We start from the raw sequence: 18,686 nt of genomic DNA, 5'->3' as shown, positions 1-18,686 counted from the left end.
ATTCTAGCTGGTCAGGCCAGCGCCCCAGCCCTGCGCCCGAATACACAACCCGCAGCCAGCCCGCTTCCGCCCGGATAATTGGAGCTGAATAGTCCACCCAACATCTCACCTGCGGCATAGAGGCCTTCGATATGCTCACCGTCACCGTTGAGCACCCGACCGTGGGTGTCAGTTTTCACGCCGCCGAAGGTGAAGGTGATGCCACAGGTCACCGGGTAGGCGTAGAACGGGCCAGCTTCCAAGGGGAGCGCCCAATTGCTCTTCTTCGGCTCAGCATCAGAGGATTTTCCATCCTTTACGGTGGGATCAAATTCAATCTCGCGGTCAGCTTTGTCGTTGTAGTCCTCCACCGTCGCCACCAGTGTTTTTTCATCCACATTGATTTTGCGCGCCAGTTCCGCGATGCTGTCCGCTGATTCGACAGAAATGCCCGGCATGTCATATTCCTCGGTCCGGAGCATTCCCCGCAGCGTGGAATCAAAGATCTGATATGCGACAGAACCTGGCTGTTTGAGAATCTCACGGCCATATTTGGCATAAGTGTAATTACGGTAATCCGCGCCCTCATCCAGGAAGCGTTCACCGTTGCGATTCACAATGACACCCAGGAAATAGCTCTGACGGGTGAGACGGTTGGTCAGCTCACGGTTGCTTTCATTATTCGGGGTGTAGGCATCCCACTGCACACTGTGGCAGGTGGAGAAATCACCACCGGCGTCCGCGCCAATACTAAGGGCAGCACGAATCATGTCACCCTGGTTGTAGGGCGTGCCACGGACCTTCGCATTTTCCCATCCATCACCGAGATACTCCCGGCGCATCTCCGGGTTCGATTCGAAACCTCCTGCGGTGAGCACCACAGATTCCGCAAAGATCTCCACGGGCCCTTCGTCAGTATCAGCGCGAACCCCAATCACTTTGCCCCCATCAGTGATCAGTGAGGTGGCCCGGTATCCATAACGGATATCCACACCATGCTCCCTGGCCACACGGGTGTGATCAGCGATCAAACCTTCGCCACCGCCGACATTACCCACATGCAGGCCACCCCAGAAGAGGAAGCTGCCGTCTGGGCGTTCATAGGCCTGACGCTCGTACATGAGCCGGTACTTCAGCCCCAGGGACTTCAACCAGCGGAGCGTGGGTGATACCTCTTTCACCAGAACATCAGTGAGCTCAGGATCATTCTTACCCTCTGTCACCTTCTCCAGATCAGCTCTGTACTCATCTGCAGAATACGGCGGTACAACGGAGCGATCATGGCGGTCATCATGTTCAACCAGGTCCTGGAGGTCCTCCAGTCCATCATGAACGATGCGGGTGGCTCCGGCGGTGTAGAAACTGTTTCCCCCAGCCATATCCTCAGTCCCCCGTTCCAGGAGCATGACTTTCCTGCCTCTGGTGGCTGCCGCGTGGACTGCGGTGAAGCCTGCATTTCCCCCACCAACCACAATCACTTCAGTCTGTTCCCGACGGAGCGCATCTTGTAGAGCCATGTTTTTCCTTTCCTCAAGTCCATTTCCTTCATTGTATACAACTGTATTCAAAAGGTTCTGTCAAGCACTTTTTTCCGATCAGTGAGACGGAAGTCGCGGACAGGAACAGCAGAAGCTGCAAAATCGACCGCCAACAGCTGGGAAAACTGCCCCTTGATGTGATCCACAGCATAGTGTACAAATGTATACACATGGCTTGGAATGTGGCCATAACAAACTAATGCAAGAGAGGACGTTGGACCCTCAGATGACTAGAACTTTGAAATTGGGTGCCTTCTTCGCCGTGGTCTTTGTGGTTGCCAGCCTGGCGTTTATCAGTGCGGCATCCAGCGGCGGAGTCAGTACCGCCCGCAGCAAACTCACGCTCATCGCGCCGGCCGCCCCCGGTGGTGGTTGGGATGGATTCGGACGCGAGGCCCAGGCAGTTATGCGATCCACAGGTATCGTCACCAATCCCCAGGTGGTGAATATTCCCGGAGCCGGTGGCACGATCGGTCTCAGCCAATTCGTGCAGGAAACCGGCAGAGAAGATCTACTCATGGTTACCGGAGGGGTCATGGTGGGGGCCATCGAACTGGCAAATAATGCAGAATCCTTCGATGATGTCACCCCAATTGCCCGGTTGGCTGATGATTATGCAGTATTGGTGGTTCCGGCAGATTCTCCTTATCAGACACTGGATGATTTCCTCGTGGCCTGGCAGTCCAATCCTGGCGCCACCTCCATCGGTGGTGGATCACTTGGTTCCATCGATCACCTCCTGGGTGGTCTCCTCGCCCAGGAAGTGGGCATGGATCCCCGCAGCGTCAACTACATCGCCTACTCAGGTGGCGGTGAGGCGTTGAACTCCCTTCTTGCACACACCACCGCGGCCGGCATCTCCGGCTATAACGAGGTGAAAGATCAGATCGAGGCTGGGAATCTGCGCGCTTTAGCCATTTCCTCGGAGGAACGGCTTCCCGACTCTGATGTTCCCACCTTTGTTGAACAGGGAGTGAATGTCTCGATGTCCAACTGGCGTGGTTTTGTCGCTCCACCCGGGATCTCCGATGAAGCCCGACAGGAGCTGTCCGCCATCATCGAGGAGCTCCACGCACAACAGGAATGGCAGGATGCCGTCAGCCGCAACAGCTGGATTGATACCTACCAGGTGGGCGAAGAGTTCGAGCAGTTCATCCAGGACGAAGTATCAACCGCCAATAATATTGTGAAGGAGCTCGGACTATGACCACGCAACAAAGCCCACTCCCATCCCCCACCTCACCTTCACCGAAGTGGAAATCGGTCTCCACCCCATCAACCACATCCCCCGGAGACTTCGGCGTGAAATCACGTTGGGGTTGGTTCGCAGGCCGCGGTGAACTTGGGTTCGTCCTCCTCATTGTGGTGGTAGCCAGTTGGCTGCTCTATGGTGGCCTCACCATGGAGGTCCTTGGCTCCTCCCGGCCCGGGCCCCAGTTCTTCCCTCTCCTCATCTCCGGGTTGCTGTATATCGCTGCAGCCGCCATCACGGTATCTGTTCTTCGGCGGCCAACCCTCCCGGATGGAGAGCCCCACCCGGGGCGGGGCAACTTCTCCAAAGACATGCTGTCGGACCTCGGTTCTATTGATAATGAGCGCGCCCGTCGTCGTTTCAGTCGGTACTCAGAGGACTGGGCCACCTACTCAGACTGGAAAACCCTGGGGTGGATCCTCGGTGGCATCGCCTTGTTCATTCTCATTCTGAACCCGGTCGGCTGGGTTCTCAGCGCAACATTCCTGTTCTGGGTGGTTGTTCGAGCATTGGGATCCCGGCGAACCTTTATCGATCTCGGCGTCGCCCTGTTGTTCGCCTCTGTAATTCAACTCGCATTCAATGACGGGCTCGGCCTCCCGCTGCCTCCCGGCTTTCTGGAAGGACTGTTGTAATGGACCAGCTATCACTCCTCTTTGAGGGTTTCGGGGCCGCACTCACCCCGATGAATCTGCTGTGGGTGTTCATCGGTGCGGTCCTTGGTACCGCAGTCGGTGTTCTCCCCGGTCTGGGTTCGGCCATGGCCGTTGCCCTCCTGCTCCCCATCACTTTCGCCCTGGATCCCACTGGCGCATTCATCATGTTCGCCGGTGTCTATTTCGGTGGTCTCTTCGGAGATTCCACCGCCGGTATCCTGCTCAATACACCGGGTAATTCCTCTGCAATCGCCTCCACCTTCGAAGGCCACAGGATGGCTAAGAACGGACAGGCGGCAAAAGCCCTGGCCACCGCGGCGATCGGTGCCTTCATCGGTGGTTTGATCGCTACATCGCTCGTGGTGTTCTTCGCCCCCACGCTGGTTCGCCTGGCCACCATGTTCGGCCCTGCTGAATACTTCGCACTGGCGGTTGGTGCATTCCTGGCCATTTCCGCGGTCGTCGCAGAATCTGTTTTCCGTGGTCTTGCAGCGCTGGGTATCGGACTGGCTCTGGTCATGGTTGGTATTGACGGCCCCAGTGGAACATCACGGTTTACATTCGGCATGCCGGAGCTTTTCGACGGCATCTCCATCATCGTCATCACCGTCGGTCTCCTTGCACTCGGTGAGGTTTTCCGTGTCGCTTCCCGAATCCACCGGGAGGAAGTCCCTGACCTGATCCAGCCAAAGGGTTTCGCCCGCCTGACCCGCAAGGATTTCCGCGCGGCTCTTCCCGCCTGGTTGCGTGGCACCGGATTCGGCGCACCCTTCGGCCTCATTCCCGCCGGTGGGTCAGAGGTTCCCACCTTCCTGGCCTACGGTACGGAGAAACAGCTGGCTAAACGCGCTGGCGACAAGGAATTCGGCACCACCGGCTCCATCAAAGGTCTCGCCGCTCCTGAGGCCGCCGGCAACGCCACAGCAGGCACCGCCATGGGTGCGCTTCTCGCTCTGGGACTTCCCACGTCAGCCACTGCAGCGATCATGCTGGCTGCTTTCCAGCAGTATGGAATGCAGCCCGGGCCGCTTCTCTTCGAGCGCAGCGGCGATATGGTGTGGACCCTGCTGGCCTCGCTGTTCATCGGGCTGTTCATCCTTTTGATCCTCAACTGGTCTTTTGCTCCCATGTGGGCGAGACTCCTCAATATCCCACGCCCCTACCTCTATGCCGGTATCACTGTGTTGTCCATGCTTGGTGTGTATTCCATCAGTGCTTCCACTTTCGATCTCTGGTTGGTTCTGGGCCTGGGCCTGTTGGGCTTCATGATGCGCCGTTATAACATCCCGGTGGCACCGGTGCTCATCGCGGTTGTGCTCGGTCCCCTGGCTGAAACCGAACTGCGACGTGCCCTCGCTGTCTCTGAAGGGGATCCATCCATCCTCATCAGCAGCCCCTTCACTCTCGCCATCTACGGTCTGTTGTCCATCGGCTTGGCCGTCAGTGCGATCCAACATCTGCGCCACCGCAAGTCCGATAAAAACCCCACCACCCCGGAACAGGAACCGGCCACCACCAGCGCTTAGGTAGATCACTATAAACCGGCCTGGGTTAGTGAGAGGGCATGATATAACACAGGAGGAACATCATGCCCTCGCGCCAACCCAGGCCACTTCAGGGTGTTATGCCTAGTACCGTCGAGAAGATGACTACCGAGCACAAGCCTAATGAGGTAATCCAGATTGCGATGGAACTGTCGGCGATTGCCGAATCCGGCCTTGCCTACTGTCGCGATGATTTCGATATTGAACGTTTCCACCGGGTTGGGGCCCTGGCAAACACGTTAATGCAGGCTTTAAGCACCGCACCTTTGGCTCAGTATCAACGAGAGATTGCTGCTACCGCCGGGTACACCACCCCGAAGATCGATGTGCGGGCTGGAATATTCAATGACCACGGCCAGGTCCTTCTTGTCCGTGAAATCGCCGATAATGGGTTGTGGACGTTGCCTGGTGGTTGGTGTGATGTCCTTGAAACACCACGTGAGGCTGTGGAACGGGAATCACTGGAAGAAGTAGGCGTTCCTGTCCGTGCCACTCATCTGGCTGCGGTTATTGACCGACACCAGTGGCCGCATGAACCAGTCTACGACCGACACATCTACAAACTGTTTTTTATCTGCCAGGCCCTGAAACCTGTTGATCTTGAATTCACCAGTCAGGAAACCAGTCAGCTGGGCTGGTTTGACGTGGATGATCTTCCCTCCTTATCTGTTGCGCGTGTCCTTGCTCAGCAGATCGTTTTACTTCATAACCACTGGCAGGATCCAGATATCGCATATGTTGACTAAGTTTGTTGTTTCACCTGTGGGATGTTTCACCTGTGGGATGTTTCACCTGTGGGATGTTTCCCCTGTGGGATGTTTCCCCTGTGGGTGAAACAATAAGCTCAGTCCTGCCTCTACGAAGACAGGAATGCCTCACGCATTCTCTCCACATCGGGTTCCAACCCGGTAAAGAGACGGAAGGCATCAACTGCCTGGTGGATGGCCATTCGGGTGCCGTCCAGGGTCCTGCACCCCAGTTCCCTGGCGGTGACCAGCAGCTCAGTCTCGATAGGCATGTACACCACGTCCCCCACCCAGTGCTGTGGGGTCAGGCAGGAAGTGTCGAAGGCCGTGCCGGGGTGGGCGAGCATCCCCATCGGGGTCGCATTGACCACACCGTCCGCGGCAGCAATATGTTCTTCAACGCCACGGGCATCCACACCGATCACCGCGTCCCTGCCGATGGCCGTATTGATATCCCGGGCCAGTGCCTCCGCACGGGTTGGATCCAGATCCGCCACCTTCAGCTGCTCCACGCCGTGGGTGACCAGGGAATAGGCCACGGCATTGCCCACCCCGCCGGCACCAACCTGAACCACGGTGGTCATGGTGGCATCAGGTAGGCCTTCCTCGAGCCCACGGGCAAAACCGGTGACATCGGTGTTATGGCCGGTGGTTTTTCCCTCCTCATCGATGACCACGGTGTTCACCGCGCCCAGCTGGGAGGCCTGTTCGGATACCTCATCCAGCAACGGCAGGATTTCCTGCTTGTAGGGGTGGGTGATGTTGAGGCCGTTGAAGCCGGTGGCGCGGGCGGCGTCGAGAAGCTCTTTCAAAGAGCGATTCCCGGCGCGGGTGGTGAGGGTGTCGATGCGCCGGTATACGGTCGCGGCCCCCTGCGCGAGGCCTTCCGCCTCGTGCATGGCGGGGGTGCGTGACAGTGAGATATCCTCGCCGATCAGGCCGAGGAGAATGCTGGTGCGGTTCATCAGTTGCTTATCTTTCTTGAGACATGGTCGGCGGCGAGGATATCCACGGCGAAGGCATAACCCTGGATACCCGCACCGGCGATCACAGCCCTGGCGGCCAGGGAAATATAGGAATGGTGTCGGAATGCTTCCCGGGCATGGGGGTTGCTGATGTGGACCTCCACCGTGGACAGTTCTGATGCCTTCACCGCATCTAACAACGCCACCGAGGTGTGGGTCAGTCCACCAGGATTGAGCACACACCCGATATGGGTGCCGCGGGCGCGGTGCAGGGCATCGATGAGATCGCCTTCGTGGTTGCTCTGCACGGCATCGATGGTGCACCCGTGTGCCCGGGCCTGTTCACGCGTCAGTGCCACCACATCATCCAGCGTGGCCTCGCCGTAGATCTCCGGTTCCCGCAAACCCAGCATGTTGAGGTTGGGGCCGTTGAGCAGCAGAATACGTCCGCTCATGGATTGTTCTCCTTCACTCATTGTTTCAGCGTGGGACTCCGCGTTCGGCATCGCGGACTTTCCGGTACTGGGCGGCGAGACGGACCGGGGCGTTGCTCTCTCCCCAGCCGGTGAAACCTCCGCGGCGTTCCACGACCTCGATGAACATGGTGCCCAGGGTGCCGGTATAGAAGTGCAGGAACTCACCGTGTTCATCACAGTCATAGAGCAGGTTATTCTCCCGCAGGGTGGCAAGAAAGCCCGGATCGAGGTCAAAACGTGCCTGGAGATCCTCGAAGTAATTATCCGGCACCGGAAGGAATTCCAGCCCGCGTCTGCGGGCACGTCGGGCGACCGCAACGATATCGGAGGTGGTCAATGCGATGTGTTCCGGGTAGGCGGCATCGAGGAAATCACCCTGCTCGCCATCCTCGGGGGCGATGCTGAGTAAGAGACGCACGGCATCATTGGGGGATCTCATCACCTGGTTGCTGATCAGGCCGATGGGGCTTGGGAACTCATCCTGCCCCTGGGCTTCCAGAGCCATGAGCGAGGTGTAGAACAGGATGGACTCATCAAAGTGCTGCCAGGGCTGCGCGAGGTTGATGTGGTCCACCCCGGTGATGAGGCAATCTGTCACCTGATCGGTTTTCTCCAGACCGAATTCACCCAGCCAGGTGGGGAATCCGTCGGGGGTCACCTCGGCAAAGTAGACTTCGGTGCCGTCAGGAGCATAAGCACCGCGGAGATCAGCTTCATCCTCCTCCCGTTCCCGGGGGATGGTGCGGGCCTGAAGCAGCTGGGCGCGTCGTTGTGCCGACGTTGGATCCGGGGTGGCAAAACCCAGGCCGGTGATGGTGGTCGGGGCGCCGGTGGGTCCGCGATCGCCGATGATGATCCGCACGTCCCCCTGAACCCACACCTGATAATCCGGCTTGCTGCGGTGGTGTCCTCCCAGCTGGAAACCCAACTGGTGGAGGGTTCTGATGGTCTCCCCCAACCTGCCGGTGGAGATCTCCAGAAAATCAATCCCCTCCGGTTCCGCCACCTCCGGCAGGGGTGTGAGCTCAAGGGGTCCGCTCCGCTCAGCGCTGCCAAGCGTATGCCAGGTCTGATCCTCCAGCCAACGCAGGGACCGCAGGCCGTCAATCGCGGTGCGGGCCACATCGGCCTTGCGGAAGGAATCATTGAAGATCTCCAGGGAGATCGGCCCGTCATATCCGGTGCGGGCCAGGTGGGTCATGAACTTGACCAGGTCAAAATCACCTTCTCCGGGAAATACCCGGTGGTGACGGGACCAGGACAGGATGTCCATGCTCAGTGTCGGCGCATCAGCGAGCTGGACGAAGAAGATCTTCTCACCGCGGATCTGCTCCACCGCCCCGGTTTCCCATCCGCGGGAGAGGATGTGGAAGGTGTCCAGGCAGGTGCCCACCTGTGGGTGATCAGCCAGGTCCACGATGTGCTGGGCATGCTCAAAATCATTAACAAACCTGCCCCAGGCCAGTGCCTCATAGGCGATCCGGATGTCGTAGTGCGCAGCCAAGTCGCCGGCGCGACGCAGTTGCTGAGCAAACAGTTCATCATCATTGATGGTGGCGGTGGCGACATTGGAACACAGCAAGATGGTGTCGATCCCCAGCCTGTTCATCAGGTGGAACTTCGCCTCCATGCGGCGCAGGTTGTTGCGGAACTCCTCCTCCCCCACCCCCTCAAAATCCCGGAAGGGTTGGAAGAGATCCAGGGTCAGGCCCAGGTCTACGGCGCGTTGACGGATCTGTTCCGGGGAGTGCGGGGAGACGATGAGATCCTGTTCAAAGATCTCAACCCCATCAAAACCCGCATCGGCGGCGGCGCGGAGTTTCTCCGCGAGGGTTCCGGATAGACAGACTGTGGCGATCGACGTTTTCATCAGAGTGTGGATTCCTTGTACTCATCACGGTAGGTGTCGGAGGTGATCCTCCCCGTCCTGCTCAGCGATCCATCCGGGCTGACGGTCACTGTGGTGGGGCGTGTTGCCACGGCCGCGGCACCGGTGCGTGCCAGATCCGCGGCCTCACCACGGGCGAAGTGCAGGGCGTCGATCTCATCGAGGTTGAGATCCTTGGTTTCCTTGGCGGTCGCGGCTGCACCCGCGGCGATGACACAGACCACGCCGACGAAGATGGCGACCTGTACCCAGTTGTCCCCCTCGGCACCTGCCAGCAGGGAGGCGATGATCGGGGCGAAACCACCGGAGACGGCGAAACCGATCTGGGTTCCCAGGGCAAGGCCGGTCACACGCACAGAGGTGGGGAACATTTCAGCGTAGAACGCCGGCCACACCGCATTGGACAGGGAGTACAGCAGACCGGACATCACGATGCCCATGGAGAAGATCATGAGCCAGTTGCCGGAGTAGATCGCACTCAGGTAGCCGTTCATGGCCAGTCCCGCACCGATGGCACCGATGATGAATACCGGGCGACGCCCGAAGCGATCAGCCAACAGACCGGAGAAGGGAATGGTCAGCAGGGCAACCACATTGGCCACCACCGGAACCATCAGCATGGTGGAGCGATCCAGTCCGACCACATTGGTGGCAAACGACAGGGACCAGACGGTGAAGACGACATTGACGGAGTTGATCATCGCGGCGACGGCGACACGGGCAACAGCTGCCTTGTGGTACTTCAAGGTGATGGCCAGCGGGGATGCTTCCCGGGTGCTGGCGGCCTTGTTCTCACGGAAGGCCGGTGGTTCCTCCAGTCCGCGACGAATCAGGAAGGCAACGAGGACCACCACTGCGGAGAGCCAGAACGGCACGCGCCAACCCCAGGACATCAGGGCTTCCTCACTGAGGAAGATGGTGAAAGGGATGAATACCGCGGTGGCCAGCAGGGTTCCGAACTGTGTTCCGTGAAGGGTCCAGCTGGCGGTGAGTGCGCGCCGGTGTTCCGTGGCGTGTTCCAGCGACACGGAGATGGCACTGGACTGCTCACCCGAGGCGGACAGACCCTGGATGATGCGGCACATCACCAGCAGCGCCGGTGCCAGATAACCCACCTGATCGAAGGTGGGGAGACAGCCCACGATAAACGTGCTGGCCCCAATGAGGAACAGGCAGAGCATCAGAACAAATTTCCGGCCATACCGGTCGCCCAGCGGCCCCATGATCAGGGCACCGAGTGGACGGACGATATAGGCAACACCCACGGTGGCCATGGAGGCCAGGATGGCCACTCCTGGGGCGGTGTCCTCGGGGAAGAACAGTTGGTTGAGCACCAGGGCGGCGGCTGTTCCATAGACAGCGAAGTCGTAGTATTCCAGCGCTGAACCGATCCAGCTGGACAGCGCTGCCTTCTTCGGAGTCTTGGCAGGGTGGGTGCCCGGGTCCTGAGCGCCCCCGGGAATTGGGGAATCAAGGTTCAGGGAACCCTGTGGGTTCTTGCTCATCATTATTCCTTTTCTAAAGGACCGTTCAGGGGTGAAAGTGCGCTGACGCGGTGATGGACGATAAGGGGTAGCGCGGTCGGCCGGAGGGTGGCATCAGTCCGGTGATGATGACTTTTCCTACCTTCGGTCAGGAAGAGGGAATATGGTGTGTCCCTTTGGGTGAAGAATATGTGAGCCTGATCTATAGTACAAATGCATATAGCACAACTGTGGTATGCGGTTATCGCATACCAGAGGTGGTCTTTCCGCAGACAGGAGCAGAACCATGAATCTGGAACAGTTGAAATCCTTCGTCGAGGTAGTTCGACATGGCCAGATCTACCGGGCCGCGGAGGAACTTCACATCTCCCAACCAGCACTGAGCAGGCAGATGTCCGCATTGGAGGCTGAGATCGGTGCCCCTCTGTTGGAACGCCACTCCCGTGGAGTCCACATGACCAGAGCCGGCGAGGCGCTTCACGACGAGGCCGTGGAGATCATGACCCGGATGCAGTCACTGGTGGATGAGATCCGCTCAGGCGAACACCTCATCACCAGCATCAACATCGGTGTACCGCCCGGTCTGCCCAATTCCTGGCTGCAGGAACGCCTGGTCACCACCGGGGAAAGCTTCCGCGTCTCACTCATCGAGGCCCCCACAGATGAACAGCTCACCATGCTCAAACAGAAGAAGTTGGATATTGCCCTGGCCAGGAGACGGAGTGAGGCCTTCCCCACCCAGCTGGTTTATCAGCAGCGGCTGGGCATTGTCGTCCGGGAGCAGTCGGCACTTTTAGAGTCTCTCCACCATCGTGATTCCGCGACACTGGTGGACATGGAGGGTCTCCGTGTCCTGGCGCATTCCCGCGGAGAGGTCCGTGTCCAGGAGGAGATCCTCAAAAATGCGATGCTCTCCGCCGGCGTCAATGCCACCTGGATCTTCCGCAAATTCGGTCAGTACAGCGCGCTCATCGCTGACCTGGTTGATGCGGATGTCGCACTGACCACCAAAACCTCCGCCGCCAAGAACTTCCCCGGTTGGGTGTGGATCCCCCTCGAAGGTGAAGATGCCGCCGGTGATGATCTTGTGGTGCGCACCTGGGCAACCTGGGATCCGCAGCCCTCCGAGGAGGTCACAGCCCTGATCACCCGATTCACCACCCCACTGTTGATGCCCCCGGAAATGAACCCTTCCATAGGTCAAACCCCGCGGACCGGATGAGAGATCACGGTTCGCGGGGCGGGTTATGGAAGTATTACTAAGCCTGATCGATTGCCTCGATAAAAGGATCCAGATCGCCCGGATTGCGGGAGGTGATCAGTGTCCACTCATCGGTGTTGCAGATCTGGACGGGGACGTCATGCCAGGTGGCACCGGCATTTTCCAGGTCAATCCGCACGGAGGTGTAGGACGTGAGGTTTTTGTTGGGGGCCAGACCGGCGTCGATAAGCGCCCACGGCGCATGACAGATGGCCGCAACCGTGCGGCCTGCCCCTGCCTGCTTCTTCAGCTGGTCGAGGATTTCGGTGTCCAGGCGGGCGTTGTCGGAGTTGACGGTGCCGCCGGGCAGGACGATCACGTCGAAATCGGTGGAGGTGTACCCGGAGAGCTTTCCGTCGACGGGGAATTCGAGATCCCAGTCCTTGTCGCTGAGCACGGTCTGAACCGGCTCACCGTTGGGCGTGGCCACCGTGACGTCATGGCCGAGGCCTTTGAGCTTGTCCACCGGCACCACCAGCTCATCCCGCTCGGTGCCGAAATCGGTGGAAATGACAAGAATCTTCTTGGACATGTACTTCTCCTCATGCATCTGGTTGCTTCGGATCGATGTGGGCCCGATGGTAACCAAATGAGGGTGAAGCTGCAGAATCCCCAGGTGTTTCAGCGCAACGGCTAGCGGGCCAGGGCCAGCTCCGAGGCGTACTTCTCGGCGTCCTGGGTGGACACGACGATGCGGCCGATGCTGACCTTGTCTAATTCGATGACCAGGCCCGGATCGTTGCGGCGGCACACGCTGAAAACATTGCGGTGGTTCTCCTCAGTGAGGAATCCCCCGGCCCGGGTGCCGGCGACGAAGACACCTGGGATACGGACCATGCCCCGGACACCGGGGACATCAGCGGAGTCGAGGGCATTGTCCACCACCTGGATATCACGGATCGCGCGCAGGGGAACCGTGAGATGGCTGCGACGGGCACCGATCTTCTCCCACCAGGACAGGTGGATGGTGAGGTGCTTCTTTGTAATTTTCAATTCAGCCACAACAGCGGGTCTCTTCCACGTGTCGGGGCGAACAATGTCACCAATGTCGCCAATTCAACTCATTTTGATCCATTGTTACACGGGGAACAGAGAAATTCCCCTAAGACACCAACCTGTTACCCAACTCTCCGACTCCCGGCAGGCGGGTGTCAGTTAGCCGATCAGCTCTGCGGCGCCATGTTCAATGAGCTGGGCCGCGACCTGCTCGGACAGCTCCACCGGCTGATCGCCCGGACCCTGGGCACTGAAAACCAGCTGCTCACTGCCATCGAGAGCGAACACCCCGGCGGTCAGGGTCATGGTGTCACCGGCATAACCGTCCAGGGTGGCGTGTGCTGCAACCGGTGCAGTGCAGCCTGCCTCCAGGCGGTTGAGCACGGTGCGTTCCGCCACCGCTGTGACGTATGTATCAGCATGCATGAGCATGTTGAGCGCGGTGACGATGTCCTCGTCCTCCACGCGGCACTCGATTGCCAGAGCACCCTGGGCCGGAGCCGGCATGAGGATTTCAGGGTCGAAGACCTGGGTGGCACGGTCCTGCATTCCCACGCGGGACAAACCGGCGAAGGCCAGCACCACGGCATCCAATTCACCGTCGGTGACTTTGCCCATGCGGGTGTCGATATTGCCACGCAGTGGCAGGATCTCCAGGTCAGGGCGAATGGCCTTCAACTGGGAGATGCGTCGCGGTGCGGAGGTGCCCACCTTGGCGCCTTCAGGCAGCTCATTCAGGGTCAGACCATCCCGGGCGATGAGCGCATCGCGGGCATCCGCGCGCGTGGGCACCACCAGGTGGAACCGTGGGTCCGGTGCGGTCGGGAGATCCTTGAAGGAATGCACCGCCACATCGATCTCATCAGCCATGAGCGCATCGCGGAGGGCCTGGGTGAATACACCCACGCCGATGCGTTCCACCGGTGACATGTTCACATCGCCCGGGGTGGTGATGATGGTCAGTTCTGCGTCACGGCCGAAATGCTTGAGCTTGTCCCGCATGTGGCCAGCCTGGGTGGTGGCCAGTTTTGATCCGCGGGTACCGATTCTGAGAGTCATTCCACTCCTTGAAGTTATGGAAGTTTAGGAACCGTCCACAGACACGGGTTGGCCTGTGGAGGTAGGTGAGTTCACGATGGCGACAATACCTGCATCGGGAAGTTCGGACGCGTTGACGGAGGTGATCGTGGCGGGCGCGGTGGTCTGCACTGCTTCCAATCCGAAGAGTTCCTGCAGCGCAGACTCATAGGACACGGTTCCGGACCGGGCCGCCAGCTTCTTTACGCGCACCGTGGGTTCATGCAGGAATTTGTCCATCACACGGCGGATTGCACGGGTGACTTCCTTGCGGTCCTCCTCGGACATGTCCGGGGTGCGGGAGTGGAGACGGTCCAGTTCCTGGTTGAGCAGCTCGTTGGCCTGCCTGCGCAGGGCGGACACAGCCGGCACCACATCGCGGATGCGCTGTTCGGAGGTGAACGCCTCCAGCTCCTCCCGGACGATCGCCAGGGCATCAGCACCTTCGGTGGCATCCCCGGTGGGATCCTCGCGCTTGGCGCGGTGCATCCTTTCGATGTTGACCAGGTCCACACCAGGGACCTCGATGCACGCATCATCGATATCACGCGGCATGGACAGATCCACGAGCATGAGCTGCGCATCCACGGGGATGTCACTGGGCTTGATGGTGAAATCATCGGCGCCGGTGGCGGACACCACCAGATCAACCCGGCTGAGCACGTGGGCGCGCTCGGCGTAGTCAATGACCTCGGCAGGCACACCGGCCTGCTCCGAGTGCGAGGCCAGCCGCTCGGCACGCTCGCGGGTGCGGTTGGCCATAACGAGCTTATCGACGCCCTCCCGACCCAGGTGTGTCGCCGCCAGCGAACTCATCGCCCCGGCACCCAACACCAGGGCGGTCTTACCCGCGAGGGGATTCTCCGAAGCCGGATCAATACCCATCTGGGCGAGAGCCTGATCGATGGCGAAGGACACCATGGAGGCACCCGCCTCATCAATGTCAGTCTCGGAGTGGACACGCTTACCGGTGTGCAGGGCGGTCTGCGCCAGGGCATGCAGTGCCGGACCGACGGTTCCCGCATCAGTGGCCTGCTGGTAGGCGGTGCGCACCTGACCGATGATCTGCTGCTCCCCCACCACCATGGAATCCAGACCGGAAGCCACCACCAGCATGTGCTCGGCCGCGGCATCGGCGTAGCGAACATAGAGATAACCACGGAGGGTCTCGATGTCCACACCACTGACCTCGTGGAGCACCTCCACGACATCATTGACGCCGCTGTGGAAACTGCTGGTTACCGTATAGACCTCGAGACGGTTGCACGTAGAGACGATGAGAGCCTCAGACAGTGACGGCCGTTCCACGAGGGAAGAAGTGGTTTGTCCACGGACGGAGTCGTCCATGCTGAGGCGCTCTAAAAGCGCCACAGGTGCTGACCTGTGGGACATTCCCACAACGAGCACGCTCACTATCTCACCCGACTTTCAAAGGAGGGACTGATCAATCGAAAGAATGAATCAAAGTTTATTGATTCACGGTAGCGCTCAATCGCCGGAGTCACAACAAAGCCTTGGCTAACTCGTCGTTGTCCACTTCCCAGCAGGCGAACTCCTCATCGTCCACCAGGATGACGGGAACACGATCACCGAACTCGATCTTCAACGAGGGATCCTGATCAACATTGCTCACCACCAGGTCAATCCCGGCCGCCGCGAGCACAGGTTCGATCTGTGCCTGCACACGGACACAGGATCCGCAGTTGTCACGAACGATCAATTCCACACTGTGGTCTGATGCCACGTGTTCCGCCACCCTTCACTACATCTTCGCCCACCCACGACAAGCACCGTGGCGCACAAAGCTTTACCATGGATACGATACCCATTCCGGGCGTTAAGATCATGCCCGATCATCTTTTCATCACCCGAACATCACCCGAACACAGCGCCTTGCCGCTCATCTCGGTACAAGGAAGGTTTTTGTCACCACATGAGCTCAGCCAGCGGAAACAACAACTGGGGTTTTGACATCATGGGCTCCCCGGAGGATTTTCTCTCTAATTGGAGCGCATCCCGGGGCAATCTCCGCAGGTTCATCGAAGATATCGCCGCACCGCCCATCGATGATGAGGCTCAGCGCCAGGCCGGTGAGGCAGCGGCGGCAGAGGCGGTGGCCTCCATTTACGGACTGGAACTGGATGATTTCCATTCGGGTGTGGATTCGGTCACTGGGGCCATTGAAGCCGCCGGATCCGTCCATGTCAGCATCCCCGACCCTGATGTCCCACAGGATATCGGCGCCGCCGCCTTCTTCGATGTGGACAACACCCTCATCCAGGGTTCCTCCCTCATCGTCTTCGCCCAGGGGTTGTTCCGGAAGAAGTTCTTCACCCTGCATGAAATTGTCCCGGTGATCTGGAAACAGCTGAAATTCAAGATCTCCGGCTCCGAGAACGCCGATGATGTGGCCCAGGGACGCGAACAGGCATTGGAGTTCATCAAGGGCCGTTCCGTGGAGGAACTGGTGGAGCTGTGCGAGGAGATCGTGGACCGCACCATGGCGGATAAGACCTGGCCCGGCACCAGGCAGCTGGCGGATATGCACATCGCGGCCGGCCACCAGGTATGGCTGGTCACCGCCACCCCGGTCCAGCTGGCACAGATTCTCGCCCAGCGTTTCGGTTTCACCGGGGCACTCGGCACGGTTCCAGAGGCAAAAGACGGCATCTTCACCGGCCGACTCGTCGGCGATATTCTCCACGGACCCGGTAAGCGCCATGCGGTGGCAGCCCTGGCGTCCATTGAGAAGCTCGATCTGTCCCGTTGCACCGCCTATTCCGATTCCATCAACGATCTTCCGATGCTCTCCATGGTGGGTACCGCAGTGGCGGTGAACCCGGACCGGAAACTGCGGACGGAAGCCCTCAACCGTGGCTGGGCGGTGCGGGATTTCCGTTCCCTGCGCAAAGCGGTGCGCACCTTCGGGGTTCCAGCCCTGGCAACCGCGGCGTTCAGTGTCACGGGCTGGCGGATGCGGCGCCGGTTCCGGAAATAAAAAACACCACCTGCAGTGCAGGTGGTGTTTTTGTCTGAAGCCTACTTGCCCAGTTTTCTACGCTGGACTCGTGTGCGGCGCAGCATCTTGCGGTGCTTCTTCTTGGACATGCGCTTGCGGCGCTTCTTAATGACAGAACCCATAACGGTTTCCCTCGCTTACATCGTTGTTGTACGTACAAAACCTGCCAGCACCCATTACCGAAGTGCACATTCGGAAACCGCGGACCGCTGTGGTGAGTGTTGCAACACCACCCGGTTGTTCGCAATGGAAAATTTCCATAGGTGTGCGCTGACACGAATGTGAATCATCTTACCCCCACAGGCTGTGGGGCTCCAAAATCCGGGGCCCACCGTGGTGCAGGAATGACGAAGTCCCTCCCACCGGGTGGAGCCATGAGGCACCGAGGTGATGGGAGAGACTTAATCTCAATGGGTTCTCAGAAAGACCGCGGACGGCTGCCTGGGTTTTAGCCAGCCTCGTAGAACGAGGAATCCAGGTAGTCATTGACGGCCTTCTCATGGACGCGGAAAGAGCGCCCCACCCGAACCGCCGGAAGTTCACCGGAGTGAACAAGCCGGTAGACAGTCATCTTGGAAACGCGCATGATCTCCGCGACCTCAGCAACTGTCAGGAAGGTTCCTTTATCTTCTCTAGCCATTTTCATCTCTACCCTTCAACATTTCGCGTGCTGCGGGCTTCCCCTCCCGCAGTACGATCACGCACGTGCGTGGTACAGCTTAGCGTGATTCTTGTGATTATTGCGACAATTGTTACCTAATTTCAGTGGTGAGACCGGGTTGAGACAGCCCACCGGGGGCGTTGATGCTGGTCGCACACCCCAGGGGGAAATCGATTTCATGAATTTCCCCCCAGGCAACAGCCCCACAACAGCCACGTAACGGCCAGGGGCGCTTAGGAGCGGCCCATTTCAGCGGATCGGTCCGCGCATGCCTGGGCTGCACGGAAGAATGCTCCGCGGATCCCGCTCTCCTCCAGTTCACGGAGTGCTGCAACCGTGGTGCCCGCCGGGGAGGACACCCCCGCCCGCAGTTCCGAAGGTTCCCTACCGGTCTCCTTGAGCATGGATGCAGCGCCATGGAAGGCACTGACCGCCAGCTGCTGTGCTGCGGCGCGGGTCAGTCCCAGGTTCACGCCGGCATCAATGAGGGCTTCGGTCACCAGGAAGAGATACGCCGGTGAAGAACCCGACATGGCGGTCACCGCATCAATATCGGACTCTTCCACCACCAGGACATCACCCACGGAGCGGAGCAGCTCCTGGACCAGGTCCAGCTGCTCCCCATCAACGAAGCGGCCTCCGGTCACCGTGCACATCCCCTTGCGCACCAGCATCGGGGTGTTCGGCATGACACGCACGATGGGCAGGCCCGCGGACACCTTCTCCTCCATGGAGGCCAGGTTGATGCCCGCGGCCATGCTGACCATCACCGTGGCTGCTGAGTTGTTGTCCACGGTGGTGGAGATCTCCGCGAGCACATCGAGGATCATCTTCGGCTTCACGCAGAGGAAAACCACATCGGCTTCATCCACCGCCTGCGCATTGTCGGTGAGTGCCACCACGCCATAACGCTCGTGGAGTTCTGCTCCGCGTTCCTCACGTCGGTTGGTGACTCGGATGTTCTGTGGGTTCACGTCGGCTGCCACCAGACCGGAGACCAGTGCCTCGCCGATCTGACCGCCACCAATTACTGCAATTGTTGTCATACCCTCCACAGTGCCATCTTCCCCACCTGTTGCGCAGAATCAGGTCATGAAAAACCGCCCATCCGCAGGTGGATGGGCGGTGATCACTGCGCGTGGCT

General features: G+C 59.5%; 19 protein-coding genes. 6 read left to right on the top strand and 13 right to left on the bottom strand.

What is annotated here, in order from left to right; translation table 11 throughout:
* Window positions 1–11: 11 nt before the first annotated feature.
* Window positions 12–1,496 (bottom strand): FAD-dependent tricarballylate dehydrogenase TcuA, encoded by a 1,485-nt coding sequence (tcuA, locus tag CFAEC_RS01770; RefSeq protein WP_290278266.1) that lies wholly within the window; start codon window positions 1,494–1,496, stop codon window positions 12–14.
* A 247-nt stretch (window positions 1,497–1,743) separates the two neighbouring features.
* Between tcuA and CFAEC_RS01765 the strand changes: the two genes are divergently transcribed.
* The 4 genes from CFAEC_RS01765 to CFAEC_RS01750 all read left to right on the top strand — a co-directional run bounded on the left by CFAEC_RS01765 (window position 1,744) and on the right by CFAEC_RS01750 (window position 5,715).
* Window positions 1,744–2,724, top strand: coding sequence for a Bug family tripartite tricarboxylate transporter substrate binding protein (locus tag CFAEC_RS01765; protein WP_290278264.1), 981 nt, complete (start codon window positions 1,744–1,746; stop codon window positions 2,722–2,724).
* Complete coding sequence (locus tag CFAEC_RS01760; RefSeq protein WP_290278263.1) at window positions 2,721–3,404, top strand: tripartite tricarboxylate transporter TctB family protein; 684 nt, start codon at window positions 2,721–2,723, stop codon at window positions 3,402–3,404. The genes CFAEC_RS01765 and CFAEC_RS01760 overlap by 4 nt, the downstream gene beginning before the upstream one ends.
* Window positions 3,404–4,951, top strand: coding sequence for a tripartite tricarboxylate transporter permease (locus CFAEC_RS01755; RefSeq protein WP_290278261.1), 1,548 nt, complete (start codon window positions 3,404–3,406; stop codon window positions 4,949–4,951). The genes CFAEC_RS01760 and CFAEC_RS01755 overlap by 1 nt, the downstream gene beginning before the upstream one ends.
* A 119-nt stretch (window positions 4,952–5,070) precedes the next feature.
* A complete protein-coding gene (locus CFAEC_RS01750; RefSeq protein WP_290278259.1) occupies window positions 5,071–5,715 on the top strand; it encodes an NUDIX hydrolase N-terminal domain-containing protein in 645 nt (214 codons plus the stop codon).
* Window positions 5,716–5,825: 110 nt separating this feature from the next.
* On the opposite strand, the gene CFAEC_RS01745 is transcribed toward CFAEC_RS01750, so the two are convergent.
* Genes CFAEC_RS01745 through CFAEC_RS01730 form a run of 4 tightly spaced genes read right to left on the bottom strand, consistent with a single transcriptional unit; the run spans window position 5,826 to window position 10,552 of the window.
* Entirely contained in the window at window positions 5,826–6,680 is an 855-nt protein-coding gene (locus CFAEC_RS01745) for a quinate/shikimate dehydrogenase (NAD+) (RefSeq protein ID WP_290278257.1), read from the bottom strand.
* Window positions 6,680–7,135 (bottom strand): type II 3-dehydroquinate dehydratase, encoded by a 456-nt coding sequence (aroQ, locus tag CFAEC_RS01740; protein ID WP_290278255.1) that lies wholly within the window; start codon window positions 7,133–7,135, stop codon window positions 6,680–6,682. The genes CFAEC_RS01745 and aroQ overlap by 1 nt, the downstream gene beginning before the upstream one ends.
* Window positions 7,136–7,160: 25 nt before the next feature.
* Window positions 7,161–9,026 carry a sugar phosphate isomerase/epimerase and 4-hydroxyphenylpyruvate domain-containing protein gene (locus tag CFAEC_RS01735; protein ID WP_290278252.1) on the bottom strand — a complete coding sequence of 622 codons (1,866 nt, stop codon included), beginning with the start codon at window positions 9,024–9,026 and terminating at the stop codon, window positions 7,161–7,163.
* Complete coding sequence (locus tag CFAEC_RS01730; RefSeq protein WP_290278250.1) at window positions 9,026–10,552, bottom strand: MFS transporter; 1,527 nt, start codon at window positions 10,550–10,552, stop codon at window positions 9,026–9,028. The genes CFAEC_RS01735 and CFAEC_RS01730 overlap by 1 nt, the downstream gene beginning before the upstream one ends.
* A gap of 262 nt (window positions 10,553–10,814) precedes the next feature.
* Here CFAEC_RS01730 and CFAEC_RS01725 point away from each other — a divergent pair, with 262 nt between their 5' ends.
* On the top strand, window positions 10,815–11,750 hold the full coding sequence (locus CFAEC_RS01725; RefSeq protein ID WP_290278248.1) for a LysR family transcriptional regulator: 936 nt from the start codon (window positions 10,815–10,817) through the stop codon (window positions 11,748–11,750).
* Window positions 11,751–11,787: 37 nt separating this feature from the next.
* On the opposite strand, the gene CFAEC_RS01720 is transcribed toward CFAEC_RS01725, so the two are convergent.
* The 5 genes from CFAEC_RS01720 to CFAEC_RS01700 all read right to left on the bottom strand — a co-directional run bounded on the left by CFAEC_RS01720 (window position 11,788) and on the right by CFAEC_RS01700 (window position 15,606).
* On the bottom strand, window positions 11,788–12,321 hold the full coding sequence (locus CFAEC_RS01720; RefSeq protein ID WP_290278246.1) for a DJ-1/PfpI family protein: 534 nt from the start codon (window positions 12,319–12,321) through the stop codon (window positions 11,788–11,790).
* A gap of 101 nt (window positions 12,322–12,422) precedes the next feature.
* Window positions 12,423–12,791 carry a hypothetical protein gene (locus CFAEC_RS01715; RefSeq protein ID WP_290278244.1) on the bottom strand — a complete coding sequence of 123 codons (369 nt, stop codon included), beginning with the start codon at window positions 12,789–12,791 and terminating at the stop codon, window positions 12,423–12,425.
* A gap of 153 nt (window positions 12,792–12,944) precedes the next feature.
* A complete protein-coding gene (gene hemC / locus CFAEC_RS01710; protein WP_290278242.1) occupies window positions 12,945–13,844 on the bottom strand; it encodes a hydroxymethylbilane synthase in 900 nt (299 codons plus the stop codon).
* Window positions 13,845–13,868: 24 nt separating this feature from the next.
* The gene (locus tag CFAEC_RS01705; protein WP_290278240.1) at window positions 13,869–15,275 is read right to left on the bottom strand and encodes a glutamyl-tRNA reductase; all 1,407 of its coding nucleotides are present in this window, start codon (window positions 15,273–15,275) and stop codon (window positions 13,869–13,871) included.
* A gap of 88 nt (window positions 15,276–15,363) precedes the next feature.
* The gene (locus CFAEC_RS01700) at window positions 15,364–15,606 is read right to left on the bottom strand and encodes a glutaredoxin family protein (RefSeq protein ID WP_290278238.1); all 243 of its coding nucleotides are present in this window, start codon (window positions 15,604–15,606) and stop codon (window positions 15,364–15,366) included.
* A gap of 189 nt (window positions 15,607–15,795) precedes the next feature.
* On the opposite strand from CFAEC_RS01700, the gene CFAEC_RS01695 reads away from it, so the two are divergent.
* Window positions 15,796–16,860, top strand: a complete 1,065-nt coding sequence (locus tag CFAEC_RS01695; protein ID WP_290278237.1) for an HAD-IB family hydrolase — start codon at window positions 15,796–15,798, stop codon at window positions 16,858–16,860.
* Window positions 16,861–16,901: 41 nt separating this feature from the next.
* Here the strand turns inward: CFAEC_RS01695 and CFAEC_RS01690 are convergent, their stop codons facing one another.
* The 3 genes from CFAEC_RS01690 to proC all read right to left on the bottom strand — a co-directional run bounded on the left by CFAEC_RS01690 (window position 16,902) and on the right by proC (window position 18,588).
* On the bottom strand, window positions 16,902–17,003 hold the full coding sequence (locus CFAEC_RS01690; protein ID WP_003855542.1) for a 30S ribosomal protein bS22: 102 nt from the start codon (window positions 17,001–17,003) through the stop codon (window positions 16,902–16,904).
* Between the two features lie 326 nt (window positions 17,004–17,329).
* Entirely contained in the window at window positions 17,330–17,521 is a 192-nt protein-coding gene (locus CFAEC_RS01685; RefSeq protein ID WP_290278235.1) for a helix-turn-helix domain-containing protein, read from the bottom strand.
* A 254-nt stretch (window positions 17,522–17,775) separates the two neighbouring features.
* Window positions 17,776–18,588 carry a pyrroline-5-carboxylate reductase gene (gene proC / locus CFAEC_RS01680; RefSeq protein WP_290278232.1) on the bottom strand — a complete coding sequence of 271 codons (813 nt, stop codon included), beginning with the start codon at window positions 18,586–18,588 and terminating at the stop codon, window positions 17,776–17,778.
* Window positions 18,589–18,686 lie beyond the last annotated feature (98 nt).

The sequence above is a fragment of the Corynebacterium faecale genome (genome assembly GCF_030408735.1).
Classification (GTDB): Bacteria; Actinomycetota; Actinomycetes; order Mycobacteriales; family Mycobacteriaceae; genus Corynebacterium; species Corynebacterium faecale.
The sequence above is the reverse complement of the archived record's forward strand: the minus strand, read 5'-3'. Positions and strand labels throughout refer to the sequence as shown.